This window comes from Vibrio sp. 10N.261.52.C2 (assembly GCF_041471425.1).
Lineage (GTDB): Bacteria > Pseudomonadota > Gammaproteobacteria > Enterobacterales > Vibrionaceae > Vibrio > Vibrio crassostreae_C.
The window spans coordinates 1-17,461 of the sequence record NZ_JBFROH010000052.1 but is presented as its reverse complement, the minus strand read 5'-3'; the positions used below and the strand labels follow the sequence as shown (position 1 = coordinate 17,461).

Below are 17,461 nucleotides of genomic sequence, written 5' to 3'. Positions count from 1 at the left end.
TTTCTTGCTCCAAAAACTACAACTCAACTGGATGCATTCCTTTGCTATAGCGCTAGTGCTCACCGTAACTAACAGTGATAACAGTCACTAATTTTTGGGGATTACCCTGTGGAACGACGTCAGCAATTCTTTCACTCTCCGCTGCCTTACCTATTTTTGGCGCCTCAGATACTCATCATTGCGGTTTTCTTTATCTACCCAGCAGCAAAGGCGGTTTACCTGTCTTTCATGCTAGAAGACCCTTGGGGCACCTCATCGATATTCGTGTGGTTCGAGAACTATCAAATGCTGTTCGAATCGAGCGAGTATCTAAACTCTATTGGCTTCACCTTAATGTTCGCAATCGTGGTCTCTTTCTTATCGCTTGCCTTAGCGCTGCTGCTCGCGGTTAAAGCCGACAACATCATTCACGGACAAGGCGCTTACAAGGTCACTCTTACTTGGGTTTACGCGGTTGCTCCTGCGATTGCAGGCGTAATCGGTGCTTTCTTGTTTAACCCACATATTGGCGTGTTTACCGAGATATTTGCGGTTATAGGCTGGGACTTTAGCTTCCAAACCGACCCTTTAGATGCCACGTTTGCTCTGATTCTGGTTTCAGTGTGGAAACAGGTTTCGGTGAATTTCATCTACTTTCTGGCTGGGCTTCAATCGATCTCTTACGCCGTAAAAGAAGCGGCGATGCTGGATTGCGTCAGCGACTCAAAACGTTTCTGGACCATTACTTTCCCGCTACTCGCACCTACAGGCTTCTTTCTTCTGGTCATCAACCTCACCTACTCGTTCTTTGAAACCTTTGGCGTGATCGACACCATGACCAATGGTGGCCCGGGTGGCGGCACAACGTCGTTGGTGTACAAGGTCTATCGGGACGGGTTTGTTGGCGCAGATTTAGGCGGCAGCTCTGCCCAATCAGTAGTGCTTTTACTACTGGTGCTCACTCTTACATTTATCCAGTTTCGCGTTGTAGAAAAGCGTGTTCATTACTAGCCCACCACAGCTAGGTTTTAACGCGACAGGAGTTATTTATGAAAAGTAATAAGGTCTCTGACCACCTAATTTTAATTGCTGGGATGCTGTTTATGTTGGTCCCTATCTGGCTAATCTTCGCCAGCTCGACGCATAACCCAAACACCATTGTCAGCGAAGGCCTGCAATGGATACCAGGCGATAACTTTACGGCCATTTATAGCGAAGCTTGGAACAAAAGCATGGGCTTCAGTGGCGAAGTCACCGCCAGCAAAATGATCGCCAACTCGATGACCATGGGGCTAGGTTTTGCGATCGGTAAGATCATCATTTCGATGATGGCTGCGTATGCTTTGGTCTACTTCAGACTGCCTTATGCTACAGCCTGGTTCTGGTTGATCTTCGTGACGCTTTTGCTGCCATTAGAAGTGCGCATTATCCCTTCCTATGAGGTTGTCGCTGGGCTTGGGCTTCTTAATAGCTACATAGGTTTAATTCTGCCTTTGATCGCCTCAGCCACCGCGACGTTCTTTTTTAGGCAGTTCTTCAAAACCATCCCCGATGAATTGTTAGAAGCCGCTCAGCTAGATAACGCAGGTCCATTTCGATTCTTTGTCGACATCTTATTGCCACTGTCTAAAACCATGATCGCCGCAATCTTTATCATAATGTTTGTGGTGGGTTGGAACCAATATCTGTGGCCAATCATGATGACCACGGACGAAGGCTACAACACCATCGTGATGGGCATCAAACAAGTACTCAACAACATCAATGAAACCAGTTTACCGCGCTACGACTATGTTTTTGCCATGGTGATTTTAGCTATGTTGCCACCCGTTTTAGTGGTGGTTGTATTTCAGCGTTGGTTTGTAAAAGGGCTAGTAGAAAGTGAAAAATAATAACGACACAAATCAAATGAACGATAACCGCATTCAATCACTCGCTGAGTACAAGATGTCTCACCTGCCTTCTCACCAAGCTATCCACAAAAATACAGAGGACACCCCGATGCCAAAGTTAAAACAAACGTTAGGGCACACCCAAGCTACTCACAACCATACGCACAAAGCACCTACCATGTTAGGCATCAAAAACTTGGTAAAGACTTATGAGAACGGTCATCGTGCAGTGAAAGATGTCTCGCTTGAGATCGAAAAGGGTGAATTTCTTGTATTGGTTGGCCCATCGGGCTGCGGCAAGTCTTCTATCCTACGTTCAATTGCGGGGTTGGAAAGCATCTCTGGCGGTGAGATTCACTTGGGTGGCCGCCGTGTTGATAACGAAAAGCCAGCTCAACGAGATATCGCAATGGTCTTTCAAAATTACGCACTCTACCCTCACATGACGGTATACAAAAACCTCGCTTATGGTTTAAAGAACCGAGGTGTCAGCCAACACGTGATTGAAGAGAAGATTGAGAAAGTCGCCAAGACACTGAAAATCGAAGAGTACCTAGACCGCAAGCCAGCCAAGCTTTCGGGTGGTCAGCGCCAGCGTGTTGCTATGGGACGAGCGATTGTACGCGACCCTCAACTGTTCCTGTTTGACGAGCCTTTGTCTAACCTAGATGCCTCATTGCGCGCTCACATGAGGTTAGAAATCAAAAAGCTACAACGCGAGCTAGGCGTAACCAGTGTTTACGTGACTCATGACCAAGTCGAAGCCATGACACTGGCAGATAGAATCGTGGTTCTCAACAAAGGCCAAATAGAACAAGTCGGCACACCAAGAGAAGTCTACCACCAGCCTGCCAGCACCTTTGTGGCAAGCTTTATTGGCAGCCCAGCGATGAATTTCTTACCAGCAACACTCGACGACGGCTACCTTGAGATTGGCGACCAACAAATGTACTTGCCCGAATACGCCCACGTAAAAAATACAGCCATCACACTTGGTATTCGCCCAGAACACTCTGAGGTTTGTGCCGATTTAGTCATGAACGCGCTGCCACTTGAATTACGCATCAGTGTGGTTGAGCCTTTAGGGCCAAATCAATTGGTTCATGGCCTTGTGAACGAACAACCCTTTATTGCAGTGACACCCGAAACGACGCTGTGCCAAGCCGTCCCTCTCGGGCTAAGCATCGATAAATCCAACCTGCATATTTTTGACAATCTTGGCAAACGCATTCACCCAAATAACTTCACCTCACAGGAGTCACACGAAGATGCGACAAGCTTAACGACGGCTCTAGCTTAATCGAGTACACTGATATTTAATGCGTTTTTACGGTGCGTCTTTAAGAAGGATTAATTATGTCGTCTATCATCGTAGGTCATCGGGGTGTAGCAGGTACTCACCCAGAAAATACCAAAGCAAGCATTGAACAAGCCGCTAAACTCGGCTTGAAATGGATTGAAGTAGATATTCAGCCAACTCAGGATGATCAACTTGTGGTTTGTCACGACCACACCCTTGAGCGCTGCAGCGATGGCAAGGGTCGTGTCGACGAACACACCCTTGCAGAACTGCGTCAGCTCGATTTTGGCAGTTGGAAGTCTGAGCAGTTCGCTGGTGAAAGAATATTGACGTTGGAAGAGTTGCTCGCGCTTGCTGAACAGCATGATCTCAGCGTGAACTTAGAGATCAAAGTCGACAGTCGACATCAAGCGCCTCATGTCGTTGATTTGCTGCATACCGAGTTGATTCGTTCAAATCTAGACACCGACAGAGTGCTGCTTTCAAGTTTCAGCCATCAAGTCGTTTCTGAAATGGCTCGTCACCTGCCGAGATACCGCGTAGGTCTGATCACCGAGCAACTGACTCAAGCCGACTTGATGTTGATTGACGAGGTTAAAGTGTTCAGCTGTCACATGAACTACGAGCATGTGAATCAGAGCGATCTTGATACACTGAGTGAAGCAAACATTCAAACTTGGTGCTACACAGTAAACGATCCGTCTCACTTCAAATTCATCTCAAAAGTAGATGCCGTATTCACTGATTTTCCGAATCAATTTACCTCTATAAATTGACCAAACAAATACCGCAAAAACAACCCCGAGAGACTTTAAAATTAACTCTCGGGAAACCTTAAAATTAGGTAGCAAACACAAGTGAGTAGGAGTACATTCCGCTACTCACTTGGTTTCATTAGCTCGCTCTATTTAGACAGCTTCATTGGTTACTTAATTTATGGATCTCATTTTTAGTCCAACCTTCCCAATTTTGGGTGCAATCTTCATTTTCGCCGCTATTGTTCGTGGCTTCTCAGGTTTCGGTTTCACCTTAGTGGCATTGCCATTAAGTGCGTTATTCGAGCCTGTTATCGAACTGGTTCCCGTCTTCATGTTGATCGATCTCCTAGGCAATGTTCAATTACTGCCTAAAGTTCGAAAGCATGTTAACTGGCGCTGGGTTTTAAAGGTATTTATCCCTTGTTTTGCCTTCACACCAGTCGGCTTACTTCTGCTTAAATCCGTTAGCCAAGACACGATCATCTTGATCATCAGTGCCTTCATTTTTGCGTCTGCACTTATGATCTACAAAGGTTTCCAGTACAAAAGCGAACCTAGATTTACTCCCTATATTCTAGGAAGCCTTGCGGGTGTAATGAACGGCGCGGCTTCGATGTCAGGGCCTCCAATTGGCACTCATGCATTAGCAAGCCCAGTCGCTCCGCACATTGCTAGAGCCGGACTGATAGCCTTCTTTGTCTTGGCGGATTCCACTGCATTTGTTTCGGCATCTATCGCTGGGTTAGTCGACCGCGATGTAGTTTGGCTGACTCTCGCGCTTCTACCAAGCAGCATGCTTGGCGGTTATGTGGGTTCTAAACTGTTCGAGAGATTTGGTGGAGCGAAGTTCAAGCCAGTCACCATTGCATTGCTGATTGTGATTGCAATATTCAGTGCAGGTCGAGTCATACTGTAACTGGCTTTAGCGGTTAAGTTTGGAAGTTGCTTTTACGAATTGGTTTCGCGAATTGATTGCGCTAATTGACTACGGAAAATGATTAAGAAAAGTGGGTACCTATGACTACCATTCAATATGGATAGGGGTACCCATTTTTACAAGTTGGAGAAACTCATCCATATCTTGATTGGTTAACGCGATACAGCCATCCGTCCAATCAAAGCTTTGAATAAAGCTCGGCGAACGACGCTCGCCGTTTTTGATGCCATGGATTTTGATGTTTCCTCCAGGATCTACATCATTTTGCTCTGCCCATTGCATATCCGAAGGTTGCGGATAGTTAATATGTACTGAGCGATAAAAGTCCGACTCTTCCATCACATAATCGAGCTGGTATTCCCCTTCCGGCGTTCGGTTGTCCCCTTCAAAGCGTTTATGCCCTTTCGGTTGTTTGCCTAGCGCAATACGAAACTCCTGAATCACCTCTTCACCTTTTAGCAGATACATCCTACGTTTCGATTTATCGACTTTAACTAACGTAACCACTTGCGACAGCGAATCTATCTCAGATGCGCTATCCGGTACGTTGTAAAACTGTCGAGAGGAACTTTGAGGTGGACGTTTTGATGACCCTTGAGAAAGCTGAGCTACCTTTTCATCAGGGCTACTGTTAAGAACATCATCCACAATAATCACATGCTCGGAGTTTGAGCTCGTGGAAGAGTTTGAGTTAGATGAAGACGTTGAGACACGTTGAGAATGAGCCGGTGCAGACTCGAATACGATGGTTTCGATAGCGGTCGCGTCAGAGACTATTTTCTCGACCACGACTTGCTCAGCATTCGCGTTCGAAGCCACAAACAGTAAACACAGTGATAAAGGCAGAAACAGACGCACCTTTAGATCTCCTCAAAACGCATGGACATGGTTCGTGACTGAGTTTCCATTCCTAACGACTCATAGAAACCCTGAGCTTGTTGGTTAAACTCCATTACCTCCAACCTAAGTTCTATCGCTCCTCTCGCCTGCGCCCATTGATTAAAAGACTTCATTAACGCTCGACCAGCACCTTTGCTCTGAACCTGATCGTTCACCACAATCGTATTGACCCTTGCCACCTTGTGCGGCTGAATAAAACTGACGCCTTTGTTCTGCGTTACCTTACCCGCTAAAAAGCCAACGACTTGCTTGTCGTCTACTGCAACCAAGAAAGCGCCAAGTGGGTCAAGCATCAAACCTAACCAATACTCTTCACTGTCGGCCAAGCCTTGTGACGCTGGTGCAAATACCATAGGCGCACCAAGATGATGTTGACGGTTTATCTGCTCAGAGAGCGCTAAGATCGCGTTAATATCAGTTACCTTGGCCGTCCGGATTTGCATATCATCACCTTGTTTGAATTCAATAACACCTTAGCAAAAATGGCTTAGTTGTGCACCGTTACACTGGTCAACTCAGACGCTCTGTGAAGGCTGAACATTAATATTAGGCACTATGTTTAGGGAAATTGTTCCGTAAATCTCAGGCACATTGCCAGCCGTTGAGTGCTACTATCTCTGCAGAATCAATATACTAACGACGACTAACGACTGGATACCTATATGATTAAGTTTGCTGTAATTGGAACCAATTGGATTACACAAAAGTTTGTTCAAGCTGCGCACGAATCTCAATCGATGCAACTTGCTGCGGTTTACTCTCGAAATCTAGACAGCGCGGCACAGTTCGCCCAAGAATTTGACGTTGAAACCACGTATGACTCACTCGACGCATTGGCCAATGACAACACTGTAGAAGCCGTGTACATCGCTTCCCCTAACTCACTGCATTGCGAGCAATCTATCTTCATGATGGAACACGGCAAGCATGTTATCTGTGAAAAGCCGGTTGCATCAAATATTGATGAAGCAACACGCATGTTCGAAGTCGCTGAGAAAAACGGTGTGGTGCTGTTTGAGGCGTATAAATCTCAATTCCTACCGAACTTTAAGCAAGTTCAACTTGGGTTAGAAAAGATTGGCAAGGTACATAAAGCACACATCAACTACTGCCAGTATTCATCGCGCTACCAAAAATACCTAAACGGCGAGAACCCAAATACCTTCAACCCAGCTTTTTCTAACGGCTCATTGGTCGATATTGGCTTTTACTGTGTTGCCGCGACAGTCGCGCTATTTGGCAAACCTGAAAACGCACAGGCTTCTGCAAAGCTACTTGATTCAGGTGTCGATGCTCATGGCTGTGCGATCTTCCAATACCCTGAGTTTGATGTGACCCTTGCGCACTCCAAAGTCAGCGACTCTTATGCGCCAAGCGAGATCCAAGGTGAATTAGGGGCGATCATCATCGATCACATCGCTGAATGTACTGACGTTAAGATCCGCTACCGCGATGGCACGGTAGAAAACCTTACTCAAGCACAAAGCGAAAACTCCATGAGTTACGAAGCGCAGGCCTTTGCTAGCTGCATTGCTGGCGACAACGCAACACAAGCGCAGGCCCAACTGCGCGCTTTAACGGTTGCGAAGTTAATTACAGAGATGCGCCAACAAGTTGGTGTAGTGTATCCAGCGGATAAATAACGTCACAGCGTAAGTTAACAAACTGATTTTTAATACATAATTATTTATACATAACTGAATTTAATCTTTACGACAAATAACCGGATTAGTTGATTGAGGTCCCATCTGTTTAAATCCGCGTTCGATATCTATCGTATTTATTTAATTTATTGAAGGTGTGTAAAGTGTTTTCAGTTGATGATCGCGTTGTAGCAACAAAAGGTGTTGAACTAGGTGAAATGGTAGTAACTGGCCTAAGTGCTGGTGGCGGCTACGTTCACGTTACAACGGTAGAAGGCGCAATGACGCTTACTTACCCAGCGCAAGATCTTAAAAAAGCATAGTTTAACCACTCTGCCCTTTTAGTAGTCACTCTACTAAAGGTAACAAAATTGAGGCTTTGGCTGACTTCACTCTTCTGCATTAGAGTAAGCAGCCAGAGCCTTTTTTATGCCCGTCATTTACCCACCAGCTTTCTCATTAGCTTACTCGTTACAATAAAACCGCACTCAACTGACAATAGAATTAGGCAACGAGTTTCTACACTAGGTGCTTATTCTCATCGTTCTCTTGATATTCCCGTGCACTTAATCGCAGTGAATAGTTCTTGTTAACAAAGGCTTATTGTCTGCGAAAGTTTCTGGTACATTAGCATCATCTTATACTAAGAAAGACCCGAATGAGGGAAGCTATGAAGCTTTACATTTACGATCACTGCCCTTTCTGTGCAAGAGTCTCCTACATTGCTCAATCGCTAGGCTTGAACATTGAGCTTGTTTCTGTCGATTATGATGATGCCCAAACCCTTATCGATCTGATCGGTAAAAAGATGGTACCCGTCTTACAAAAAGACGATGGCTCTATCATGGCAGAGAGCCTAGATATCATCGCGTACTTCATGGACTTGAAATCAAGCGATGAGCAGCGTGTGCCATCTGAGCAAGTGACTGTGTTCCAAACTCGCGCATTCCCTCTTACTCAACAGATTGGACGCCCACGTTGGTGGAACCTCGACTTGGCTGAATATCGCTCTGCTGGAGCCAAAGAAGCTTGGCGTGCCAGTAAAGAGACCGAAGGTTTTAACTTTGAAGAACTGTTAGAAAAGACGCCTCAGTTCGTTCAACTGATTAACCCATTACTGAAAGATGCCGAACTCTTACTGGATCTAGAGAATGGTGAGTCATCACTGCCTCTAGTCGATCAAGCGGTGTATTTCTCGATGCTTCGTGGCTTTTGCGTAGAACCAAGCATCACATGGCCACCAGCACTTGAACGCTGGTTAGAAAAGAAAAGTGAAACGCTAAAGCTGTCTTTACTTCGCTAGAAAGCTATCTCGATTAAGAAAGCAAGCTCTGATTAAGAAAACAAGCTCTGACTCGCAAGCGACTACAACGAGCACAAACAAAAAATCGAAGCTCTCAGGTGTAAACTGCGAGCTTCGATTTTCTTTTATCTGGCCATTCTATTTCTCTAAGGCTTTGTCTTACAGCAGACGCCTTCTCAAACCTGTTCGCTCCAAGATTCGTGTCGAAATTTCTTCAACCGATAGTGAAGAGGTGTTGATGTAAGGTATCGCTTCTCGACGGAACATCGCCTCTACCGTTTGCAATTCATACACACATTGTGAGTCACTGGCGTATTCGCTGCCTGCTAAGCGGTTCTCACGAATTTCAGTGAGCCTTTCTGCATCAATGGTCAAACCAAACAGCTTATGTCGGTAGATCTCAAACTCTGGCAACAGCTTTAAGCGTGCCAAGTCATCGTGGATAAATGGGTAGTTTGCTACGCGTAAGCCAAACTGCATCGCCATATACAAACTTGTTGGTGTTTTGCCACTTCGAGAAACACCCAACAAGATGATGTCGGCTTCTTCCAGCCCTTTTAGCGTGATGCCATCATCATGCGCGAGCGTGTACTCAATCGCAGCAATACGGTCGAAATACTTCACCGAGTCCTTGTTTACACTGCGTGAGCGCTGCAACTTAGGAACAGGCGCCATCTGAATGTCATCCTGTACTTTCTGCACGATGCTCTCTAACACGTCATAACAGTGCGCGGGCGCTTCTAGCAATTTGGTTTTGATATCAGGTATCACAATCGAAAAGAACACTAGCGGTTCTAATCCGGTATCACGATACGAAATTTCAATCTCTTTTAATAAATCAGAAAGTTTGTCCTCACTTTCCACAAACGGAAAGGTTTTTTCATTGGCTTTAAAAGGGAATTGACCTAGAACAACATGCCCTAAAGTCTCACATGTTATGGCCGTTCCATCAGAAACATAGAATACATCACGACTTTGGATATCAATTTGCATTTTTTATTTAATGTTTAAAATTATTTTGAGTAGGATGGGAACCATAATATATATAACGAAACCCTGCTGACTATTACGTCCCCCACAGCTTTAAAAAATAATTTACATTTTTTTAAACTGATACGTAATCGTTTGCCTTTAAATCCCTACAATGCTTGCTATGTTTCTGGAGAAATAAATGCAAAATAATACCCTATGGTTCAATGGCCTATCCATGGAAGATGTCGACAAAGTCGGCGGTAAGAACGCCTCACTGGGCGAGATGGTTTCTAACCTGTCCAATGCTGGTGTTTCTGTACCTAATGGTTTTGCTACCACCTCTTATGCGTTTAACGACTTTCTTGATTACAAAGGTCTTGATGAGCGCATTCACCAACTACTTGATGAACTTGATGTTGAAGACGTTGACGCACTGCGTAAGACAGGTGCAACGATTCGACAATGGGTTCTAGATGCACCCTTCCCAGAATCACTAGAGCAAGACATCCGTGAGAACTACCGTGAGCTAATTGAAGACAACGAAGAATTGTCTGTAGCGGTTCGTTCATCGGCAACCGCAGAAGATCTTCCAGATGCTTCTTTCGCAGGCCAGCAAGAGACCTTCCTTAACGTGAAAGGCATCGATGCTGTACTCGAAGCAACCAAGCACGTTTACGCGTCACTCTTTAACGACCGCGCTATCTCTTACCGTGTACACCAAGGCTTTGACCACCGTGGCATTTCATTGTCTGCGGGTATCCAGCGCATGGTTCGCTCAGACAAAGCCTCTTCAGGTGTGATGTTCACGCTTGATACTGAGTCTGGCTTCGACCAAGTGGTATTCATCACCTCTTCTTGGGGCTTGGGTGAAATGGTTGTACAAGGTGCTGTGAACCCAGACGAGTTCTACGTTCACAAGCCAATGTTAGAAGCGGGTCACTACCCAATCGTTAAAAAGACGTTTGGTTCTAAGTTGATCAAGATGATCTACTCGACCAATCAAGAGATCGGTAAGCAAGTCGATATCATCGACACCGACACTCAAGAGCGTAACGAGTTCTCACTCAACGATGAAGAGATCAAAGAGCTAGCAAAACAAGCGATGATCATCGAGAAGCACTACCAACGTCCAATGGACATTGAGTGGGCGAAAGATGGCATCGACGGCAAGCTTTACATCGTTCAGGCTCGCCCAGAAACCGTATGTTCTCAAAGCGACCAAAACGTTATCGAGCGTTACGAGCTAAACAATAAGGCGGATGTCTTGGTTGAAGGCCGCGCTATCGGTCAGCGTATCGGCTCTGGCCCTGTTCGCTTGGTTGATTCTCTAGACCAAATGTCACTGGTTCAAGAAGGCGACGTGCTGGTAACTGACATGACAGACCCAGACTGGGAACCTGTGATGAAGAAAGCGTCTGCGATTGTGACTAACCGTGGTGGCCGTACTTGTCACGCTGCGATCATTGCTCGCGAGCTTGGTATCCCAGCGATTGTTGGTTGTGGTAGCGCAACAAGCAGCCTAAACGATGGCGATACCGTGACAGTGTCATGTTCAGAAGGCGAAACAGGCTACGTTTACAACGGCGAACTCGATTTTGAAATCAAACGTTCTGAGGTTGATGAGCTACCAATGCTACCAACCAAAGTAATGATGAACGTGGGTAACCCAGATCGTGCCTTCGACTTTGCACAAATCCCGAACGAAGGTGTTGGCCTTGCTCGTCTAGAATTCATCATCAACAAGATGATCGGTATTCACCCTAAAGCGCTGCTTAACTTCGATGCACAAACGGATGAGCTAAAAGCGGAAATCAACGAACGTATTCGTGGCTACAAAGATCCTATCGATTTCTACGTAAGCAAATTAACAGAAGGCATCGCGACTATCGCTTCTGCATTCTGGCCTAAGCGTGTGATCGTACGTATGTCTGACTTTAAGTCGAACGAGTACAGCAACCTAGTCGGCGGTAAAACGTTTGAACCGCATGAAGAGAACCCAATGCTGGGCTTCCGTGGTGCATCTCGTTACATCTCACCAGTATTCGAAGACTGTTTCGAGCTAGAAACTCAAGCGATCAAACGCGTTCGCAACGAAATGGGCCTTAAGAACGTTGAAATCATGATCCCATTCGTTCGCACGCCAAGCGAAGCGGCATCGGTTATCGACATTCTGGCTAAATTCGACCTTCGCCGTGGCGACCAAGGTCTGAAAGTGATCATGATGTGTGAGCTACCATCGAACGCAATCTTGGCTGATGAGTTCTTGAAGTACTTCGATGGCTTCTCTATCGGCTCAAACGACATGACGCAACTGACACTTGGCCTCGACCGAGATTCAGGCGATGTGGCACACCTCTTCGATGAGCGTAACCCAGCCGTGAAAGCAATGCTGAAAATGGCGATCGATGCGGCAACCAAAGCGGGTAAATACGTGGGTATTTGTGGCCAAGGCCCATCTGACCATGACGACCTAGCAGAGTGGTTAATGGAGCAAGGCATCAGCTCTGTTTCACTAAACCCGGATACGGTTATCGATACGTGGTTGAAGCTAGGTAACGTTGTTAATAAATAAGTAAATAAGTAAATAAGTAACGCTTCACGCGGTACCTTAACGACAAAAGCCAGTCACGTTGACTGGCTTTTCTAGGTTCTTTGCAAATTAGCTGGCTAGAGCGCTAGAAGTAGTATCTCACACCAACCCAAGCCTCGGTTTGCCAACCATTCGGCATTGGCACACCTTTCACATCAACATCCGCTTTGGTAATGTCATAGCGCGTATTCAACCACCAAGTTCTTGCAGTGTTCATCGGCACATTTAACGATGTTTTAAATGAGAAGTTTTGCATGTCGATATCATCACCAGAAAGATCTTGCCACTCAGGAACCAAAGACACATAAGCGCCAGAGTCACCGAGATGCTTCGCGGTAATCAAACCAAGCGAGTATCCCGTTAAATCATCTTTAGATGAAGTGACGCCAGGGATCTCCATACTACCAGTCATCAGTCCTGCTCTTGGAAATACCAGGAATCCACCGGTATAAGCTGGATTAATCGCAACAACACCGCCAACCGACAATAAGTCATTTTTAATACTGTTGCGCGTATTAATATAATCTAATGAAAGACCCACTTTAGGCGTAGCTTTCGTCCCTGTTTCAAAGACGTGGAAGTACTGAATTCTAGAGTTGCTGTACTCTGTACCGAATTTGTCTGGATCGCGAAGCGCTGTGTTGCTTTCATCGACAAACGTCCCTTCGGCCAGTAGGGCAAACTGCTGACCGTTTTCTAAACCGCCAGAAACTTGCCCTTGAAATTGGATATCTGAACTACCATTCAGCATCAATGCAGCTTGAGTATACACTTTAGTGACATCAGCAGGATCGATAACACGTTCGGAATCTGAATCGGCATGTGCAGGAAGGGCTAGACCTAAACTCAACGGGATTAATAGAGCAAACTTTTTCATTATATCTCTCGAAAGTCGTTTGCTTCCTCCTTGAAGCCTGGAACATCCTGTTAGGTAATAAATAGATTACTTGTCAGCAAGTAGTTTTGCTGCCGAACGCATTAGTGCAGGGCCTTTATTCTCACCAAAACCTGAGTGGTATGGGTTGGTTGAGAACATCACACCCACAAAGTCACGTGCAGGATCGATGTAAATAAATTGGCCTAGGTTGCCACTTTTCGACATTGCACCGTCATTGAAAATGAAATCAAATTGGTATGCGTTGTAGTCTGCTTTTTCGTTGTATGCGTGCAGTGAACTGCTCTCTTTGCTAGTACCTACGAATGCTTTTGGATCACCGCCGTTGCGGATACGATCAATCACAGCTTGTGACACCACTGGCTCATCAGCCACCGCTTTCCAGCTAGGTGTAAATAGTGTTCCCCAGCGAGCCATATCTTCTACCGTTGATGAAACCAAACCAACCGCGATCGCCATGCCATCTGGCGTCAAGTTGAATTGCATTGGTTGACGTGCGTGCACTTTTGACCAAACACGATCTTCGAATACTTGAGTCCAAGTTTTGTTCTCAACGTTTTCAACTAACTTAGTCAGCACCATGGTGTTGATAGATGCGTAACGGAAATGGTCACCGGCTTTTTCACCTTCCAGTTTCTGTGCACCTTGAGCCACTTCCATCCAAGTTTCCATTTCACCCGTTTTTGCACGAGGTGAGTTAAACGATGCCGCAAAGAAACGCACCACATCAGAGTCTGGGTTCAAGATAGACTCTAATGTCTCTTCATTGTCTAGCGCGGTCGACATGTTCAGAACTTGGTGTACTGTGATGCCATCCCAGTTCGTTCCTTTCAATTCAGAAACATACTCAGCGATCTCTTTTTCAGGGTCGACTTTGCCCTCTTCCACTAACATTGCGATCACTGTGCCAACCGTCGTTTTTGCTGTAGATGCCCAAACGTGCGTATCTGTCGGCTTCATACCTGGGTAAGCTTCGTAAACGATCTCCCCTTTGTGAATCAACATAAAGCCTTGGGTACGGAACTGTTCATCCGCCAAGTACTCATCCATTGTCAACTGACCTTTGCTTTCAGTATCAACTTTCAGTGCAGCGAGTCGTGGGTCGATATTTTTGACTAAAGGCTTGTACTCTTCGTTTGGAGCCGCCAGTGCCGTTGGTAGAAACTCACTCATGTGCATGTTGTAGTAAACGCTGTGGTCGCCGCCCATCTGCCAATGAAAGTTATTGAATAACTCACGAGCTGAGTCAGTAAAACTTGGGGTAAATGCTGTGCTCGCCTCTTTCACGGTCAAGGTAACTTGAGCACCTTCAACTTTCAGAGCTTCTTCAACTGGGTTTGCTGCAAGAGCAAATGATGATGGGGTCGCTAACGATACTAGAACGGCAATGTGTTTAAGTTTCATAATTGTTCTCCTGTTTGGGTTAGGAAAAGTATAGGGAGATGCGCTACACTTAATTAGGTCACTTGATGACATTTAATGGTAGGCACAAAACAATGAAAGCATCATCGAACACCACCAGCATACTGCTCACTTCGACCAGTAACATTGCTCCATATATTCAGTATTGTGACAAACATAGACTGGATTGGCGCACCGTCGCCGTTGCGTGCGGTCTACCCATTGAACTGACACAATCCAATCAATGGCTTCCTACACAAGACGTGATTCGCTTCATTCATGGCCTTGAGCGTAAGTTTGGCTATTCGATAGGGATTGAGGTTGGACGTAAGGCCTCTCTAGAGCAATTGTCACCTGAGCTAGACCGAAAAATTGAACAATGCACTTCTCTCGAGCAAGCGGTACGCTGCTTGATTACTGAAATATCGACCTTAAGTAATCACGTCACCATATGGACGGAAAAAAGCGATGGATTGTGGTGGCTGTGTCATCGAAGTTGCTATGACCCATCGACCTCAGGTTTTGAACAAGCAGAATGGTTTCGCGCCCTGACCGTGATTAGCCTATGCCGTAAGTTCATTGACAGTCGCTGGCAACCATCACACGCCAAGTTGGTCTCTAAGAACAACAGCGCACGTAAATTACCTAAGCATTTCTTTGATTCTGATATTCAGTTTGAAGAGCAATACGGTGCGTTCTCGATTCCGCTGCCCGATGATTATCGTGCCATTTCAGAACGAAATAGTACCCAAGATTGGCATCACGCTGTCGAGATATTAATAGACACCTATGCGACTCTACCTTGGTTCAATATTGAGTGGTTTGCGACCATGCTCGGCATGACAAAACGAACGCTGCAGAGAAACCTGAAGAGCAAAAACATTCTCTTTAAACAAGCCAAAGAACAAGTTCGGGAAGCTAAAGCAAAACAGCTACTTGAAGAGACCAACCTTTCTGTTCAAGACATCAGTTGGCAAGTGGGTTACAGCGACTTGAGTAATTTCAATCGTGCATTCAAAGGTTGGGTTGGAGTCACGCCACCAAGTTATCGGGATAAAGCGAAACATTAGAAATAGTCGAATGGAAAACCTTTAGACCCAATCCGCTAATATAAAACTCAGAAACAAGATACGACACCTTAAATTTCAATAAGCGAACGCATAAAGTTGCATTGCACAATGCTCACATACCGATGAAACTGTGCAAAGGTAATATCGATAGATTTAATGACATTTATTGGTATCGAGCTAACGTTACGTTATCCTTTACGCAATTCTTCATTGAATGGATTGTCACTACGACAAACCTACCTTCAAGACTGATAAGAGTGTTATGAATTCTACGACCGCAACTCCCTCGCCTTCTCTTGGCCGACAACTCTATACAATGACATGGCCAATGCTGTTTGGGGTGCTCTCCCTGATGAGCTTCCAACTTGTAGACAGTGCTTTTATTGGCCAGTTAGGCGTACTGCCGCTCGCGGTTCAAGGCTTCACGCTACCAATTCAGATGATCATTATCGGGATTCAAGTCGGACTAGGCATCGCGACAACGGCTGTGATCGCGAGAGCTATTGGGGCTAACGAGATACGCTATGCCAAACAGCTCGGCGGATTAGTCGTTGCGATGGGCAGTGTGAGTGTCGCGCTGTTCTCGGTCATCATCTATCTGTTGCGTGGTCCTATTTTACAACTCCTCGATGCACCACCGACGGTACTGCCGATCATTGATTATTACTGGATCTATTGGCTGGTAAGCTCTTGGACAGGCGCACTGCTCTACTTTTTCTACAGTGTGTGTCGTGCCAATGGTAATACCATGCTGCCCGGTTCGATGATGATCGCGACCAGCATCATCAACTTGATATTGGACCCGATTTTCATATTCACGCTCGACATGGGCATCAACGGAGCCGCGATTGCGACCATCTTGGCGTTCGGTGCGGGTATCTTTATCGTTGCTCCTAAGGTAACTAAGAAGCATTGGATGACATTCGACTGGCACGATCTTGATATCGGCAAGAGTATTCGTTCTATAGGAAACATCATGGGGCCTGCGATGATCAGTCAGCTACTGCCACCAGTCTCTTCGATGCTCGCCACCAAACTGCTTGCAGGCTACGGCACAGCAGCCGTTGCAGCTTGGGCGCTAGGTTCACGTTTTGAGTTCTTTTCGATTGTTGCAGTGCTTGCTCTGACTATGTCGATGCCACCTATGATTGGCCGAATGTTGGGAGAAAAGAACCTAGGGAACATACGTAGTCTTGTGAAGATTGCCGTGATGTTTGTATTAGGATTCCAATTGGTGATCGCACTGGTAACTTGGATGTTCTCTGGCGGGTTGGCAAATCTCATGACCAGCGAAGACGAAGTCTCGACCATTTTGAACTACCACTTACTTATCGTTCCTATCAGTTTAGGGCCGTTGGGTATCTGTATGCTGATGGTTTCTATCTCGAATGCGCTTGGTAAGTCTTATACTGCCTTAACGATATCAGCACTGCGCCTGTTCGCCTTCTTCTTGCCTTGCTTGTGGATTGGTTCGCAGCTTGCTGGTATTGAAGGCCTGTTCTGGGGTGCCATGGTGGGTAATGTGCTTGCCGGTACATGTGCTTGGTTTATGTACCAACGCGCACTTGGGCAAGTCGAGGCTAAGCTTTCTAATTAATCAGTTAGCGAACTAAACGGCTTGCCAGCTAAACCGCTATAAAGTTATTAAACGAAAAAGCAGCCACTTAGGCTGCTTTTTTAGTTTCAGACTTAAAATATATTGGGGTTAGACTTGCTCAAAGTAAGCCAAAAACTCACCGCAATCTTTTTGGAATGGTGGCAATATTTCTGCTAGTGTTTCATCATCCCAATGCCACCATTCAAAAACCATTCAGATGAAGA

Annotated in this window: 16 protein-coding genes and 1 pseudogene; 11 read left to right on the top strand and 6 right to left on the bottom strand. The window is 45.7% G+C overall.

Features of this window, described 5'->3' with window-relative positions:
* Nucleotides 1-108: 108 nt before the first annotated feature.
* The 5 genes from AB4307_RS18480 (at nt 109) to AB4307_RS18460 (ending at nt 4,845) form a co-directional block, all read left to right on the top strand.
* On the top strand, nt 109-990 hold the full coding sequence (locus AB4307_RS18480) for an ABC transporter permease subunit (RefSeq protein WP_017071586.1): 882 nt from the start codon (nt 109-111) through the stop codon (nt 988-990).
* 38 nt (nt 991-1,028) lie between these two features.
* Nucleotides 1,029-1,871, top strand: a complete 843-nt coding sequence (ugpE, locus tag AB4307_RS18475; protein ID WP_372132868.1) for a sn-glycerol-3-phosphate ABC transporter permease UgpE — start codon at nt 1,029-1,031, stop codon at nt 1,869-1,871.
* Entirely contained in the window at nt 1,861-3,171 is a 1,311-nt protein-coding gene (locus tag AB4307_RS18470) for a sn-glycerol-3-phosphate import ATP-binding protein UgpC (protein WP_372132866.1), read from the top strand. Before ugpE ends, AB4307_RS18470 begins: the two co-directional genes overlap by 11 nt.
* Before the next feature lie 56 nt (nt 3,172-3,227).
* Nucleotides 3,228-3,947, top strand: a complete 720-nt coding sequence (locus AB4307_RS18465; protein ID WP_102398602.1) for a glycerophosphodiester phosphodiesterase family protein — start codon at nt 3,228-3,230, stop codon at nt 3,945-3,947.
* 160 nt (nt 3,948-4,107) lie between these two features.
* The gene (locus AB4307_RS18460) at nt 4,108-4,845 is read left to right on the top strand and encodes a sulfite exporter TauE/SafE family protein (protein WP_372132863.1); all 738 of its coding nucleotides are present in this window, start codon (nt 4,108-4,110) and stop codon (nt 4,843-4,845) included.
* Between the two features lie 105 nt (nt 4,846-4,950).
* On the opposite strand, the gene AB4307_RS18455 is transcribed toward AB4307_RS18460, so the two are convergent.
* Together AB4307_RS18455 and AB4307_RS18450 are read right to left on the bottom strand one after the other, a co-directional pair.
* On the bottom strand, nt 4,951-5,724 hold the full coding sequence (locus AB4307_RS18455) for a L,D-transpeptidase family protein (RefSeq protein WP_372130099.1): 774 nt from the start codon (nt 5,722-5,724) through the stop codon (nt 4,951-4,953).
* Between the two features lie 2 nt (nt 5,725-5,726).
* A complete protein-coding gene (locus AB4307_RS18450; RefSeq protein ID WP_017064907.1) occupies nt 5,727-6,209 on the bottom strand; it encodes a GNAT family N-acetyltransferase in 483 nt (160 codons plus the stop codon).
* Between the two features lie 219 nt (nt 6,210-6,428).
* On the opposite strand from AB4307_RS18450, the gene AB4307_RS18445 reads away from it, so the two are divergent.
* The 3 genes from AB4307_RS18445 (at nt 6,429) to grxB (ending at nt 8,712) form a co-directional block, all read left to right on the top strand.
* The gene (locus tag AB4307_RS18445; RefSeq protein WP_017060561.1) at nt 6,429-7,409 is read left to right on the top strand and encodes a Gfo/Idh/MocA family protein; all 981 of its coding nucleotides are present in this window, start codon (nt 6,429-6,431) and stop codon (nt 7,407-7,409) included.
* A 164-nt stretch (nt 7,410-7,573) separates the two neighbouring features.
* Nucleotides 7,574-7,732 carry a hypothetical protein gene (locus AB4307_RS18440; RefSeq protein WP_004733064.1) on the top strand — a complete coding sequence of 53 codons (159 nt, stop codon included), beginning with the start codon at nt 7,574-7,576 and terminating at the stop codon, nt 7,730-7,732.
* Nucleotides 7,733-8,079: 347 nt separating this feature from the next.
* The gene (grxB, locus tag AB4307_RS18435) at nt 8,080-8,712 is read left to right on the top strand and encodes a glutaredoxin 2 (RefSeq protein ID WP_102394180.1); all 633 of its coding nucleotides are present in this window, start codon (nt 8,080-8,082) and stop codon (nt 8,710-8,712) included.
* A gap of 159 nt (nt 8,713-8,871) precedes the next feature.
* Here grxB and ppsR read toward each other — a convergent pair whose 3' ends face one another.
* Nucleotides 8,872-9,705, bottom strand: coding sequence for a phosphoenolpyruvate synthetase regulatory kinase/phosphorylase PpsR (ppsR, locus tag AB4307_RS18430; RefSeq protein ID WP_372130100.1), 834 nt, complete (start codon nt 9,703-9,705; stop codon nt 8,872-8,874).
* 178 nt (nt 9,706-9,883) lie between these two features.
* Between ppsR and ppsA the strand changes: the two genes are divergently transcribed.
* Complete coding sequence (gene ppsA, locus AB4307_RS18425) at nt 9,884-12,256, top strand: phosphoenolpyruvate synthase (RefSeq protein ID WP_372132860.1); 2,373 nt, start codon at nt 9,884-9,886, stop codon at nt 12,254-12,256.
* A 103-nt stretch (nt 12,257-12,359) separates the two neighbouring features.
* Here ppsA and AB4307_RS18420 read toward each other — a convergent pair whose 3' ends face one another.
* Both AB4307_RS18420 and AB4307_RS18415 read right to left on the bottom strand, forming a co-directional pair.
* Nucleotides 12,360-13,151 (bottom strand): hypothetical protein, encoded by a 792-nt coding sequence (locus AB4307_RS18420; RefSeq protein WP_017060557.1) that lies wholly within the window; start codon nt 13,149-13,151, stop codon nt 12,360-12,362.
* 66 nt (nt 13,152-13,217) lie between these two features.
* On the bottom strand, nt 13,218-14,573 hold the full coding sequence (locus AB4307_RS18415; protein WP_017060556.1) for a serine hydrolase domain-containing protein: 1,356 nt from the start codon (nt 14,571-14,573) through the stop codon (nt 13,218-13,220).
* A 92-nt stretch (nt 14,574-14,665) separates the two neighbouring features.
* On the opposite strand from AB4307_RS18415, the gene AB4307_RS18410 reads away from it, so the two are divergent.
* Together AB4307_RS18410 and AB4307_RS18405 are read left to right on the top strand one after the other, a co-directional pair.
* Nucleotides 14,666-15,640, top strand: coding sequence for a helix-turn-helix domain-containing protein (locus AB4307_RS18410; RefSeq protein WP_102321070.1), 975 nt, complete (start codon nt 14,666-14,668; stop codon nt 15,638-15,640).
* A gap of 262 nt (nt 15,641-15,902) precedes the next feature.
* On the top strand, nt 15,903-17,237 hold the full coding sequence (locus AB4307_RS18405; protein ID WP_017069196.1) for an MATE family efflux transporter: 1,335 nt from the start codon (nt 15,903-15,905) through the stop codon (nt 17,235-17,237).
* Nucleotides 17,238-17,345: 108 nt separating this feature from the next.
* Here AB4307_RS18405 and AB4307_RS18400 read toward each other — a convergent pair.
* Nucleotides 17,346-17,444: pseudogene (locus AB4307_RS18400) on the bottom strand (phosphonate metabolism protein); the annotation flags it as partial.
* Nucleotides 17,445-17,461: the final 17 nt, after the last annotated feature.

Excerpts from the sequence above, each read along its gene's own strand:
- AB4307_RS18410 (WP_102321070.1), top strand. The coding sequence starts at position 14,666 with ATGAAAGCATCATCGAACACCACCAGCATACTGCTCACTTCGACCAGT.
- AB4307_RS18465 (WP_102398602.1), top strand. The coding sequence starts at position 3,228 with ATGTCGTCTATCATCGTAGGTCATCGGGGTGTAGCAGGTACTCACCCA.
- AB4307_RS18405 (WP_017069196.1), top strand. The coding sequence starts at position 15,903 with ATGAATTCTACGACCGCAACTCCCTCGCCTTCTCTTGGCCGACAACTC.
- ugpE (WP_372132868.1), top strand. The coding sequence starts at position 1,029 with ATGAAAAGTAATAAGGTCTCTGACCACCTAATTTTAATTGCTGGGATG.
- AB4307_RS18445 (WP_017060561.1), top strand. The coding sequence starts at position 6,429 with ATGATTAAGTTTGCTGTAATTGGAACCAATTGGATTACACAAAAGTTT.
- AB4307_RS18450 (WP_017064907.1), bottom strand. The coding sequence starts at position 6,209 with ATGCAAATCCGGACGGCCAAGGTAACTGATATTAACGCGATCTTAGCG.
- ppsA (WP_372132860.1), top strand. The coding sequence starts at position 9,884 with ATGCAAAATAATACCCTATGGTTCAATGGCCTATCCATGGAAGATGTC.
- ppsR (WP_372130100.1), bottom strand. The coding sequence starts at position 9,705 with ATGCAAATTGATATCCAAAGTCGTGATGTATTCTATGTTTCTGATGGA.
- AB4307_RS18415 (WP_017060556.1), bottom strand. The coding sequence starts at position 14,573 with ATGAAACTTAAACACATTGCCGTTCTAGTATCGTTAGCGACCCCATCA.
- AB4307_RS18460 (WP_372132863.1), top strand. The coding sequence starts at position 4,108 with ATGGATCTCATTTTTAGTCCAACCTTCCCAATTTTGGGTGCAATCTTC.
- AB4307_RS18420 (WP_017060557.1), bottom strand. The coding sequence starts at position 13,151 with ATGAAAAAGTTTGCTCTATTAATCCCGTTGAGTTTAGGTCTAGCCCTT.
- grxB (WP_102394180.1), top strand. The coding sequence starts at position 8,080 with ATGAAGCTTTACATTTACGATCACTGCCCTTTCTGTGCAAGAGTCTCC.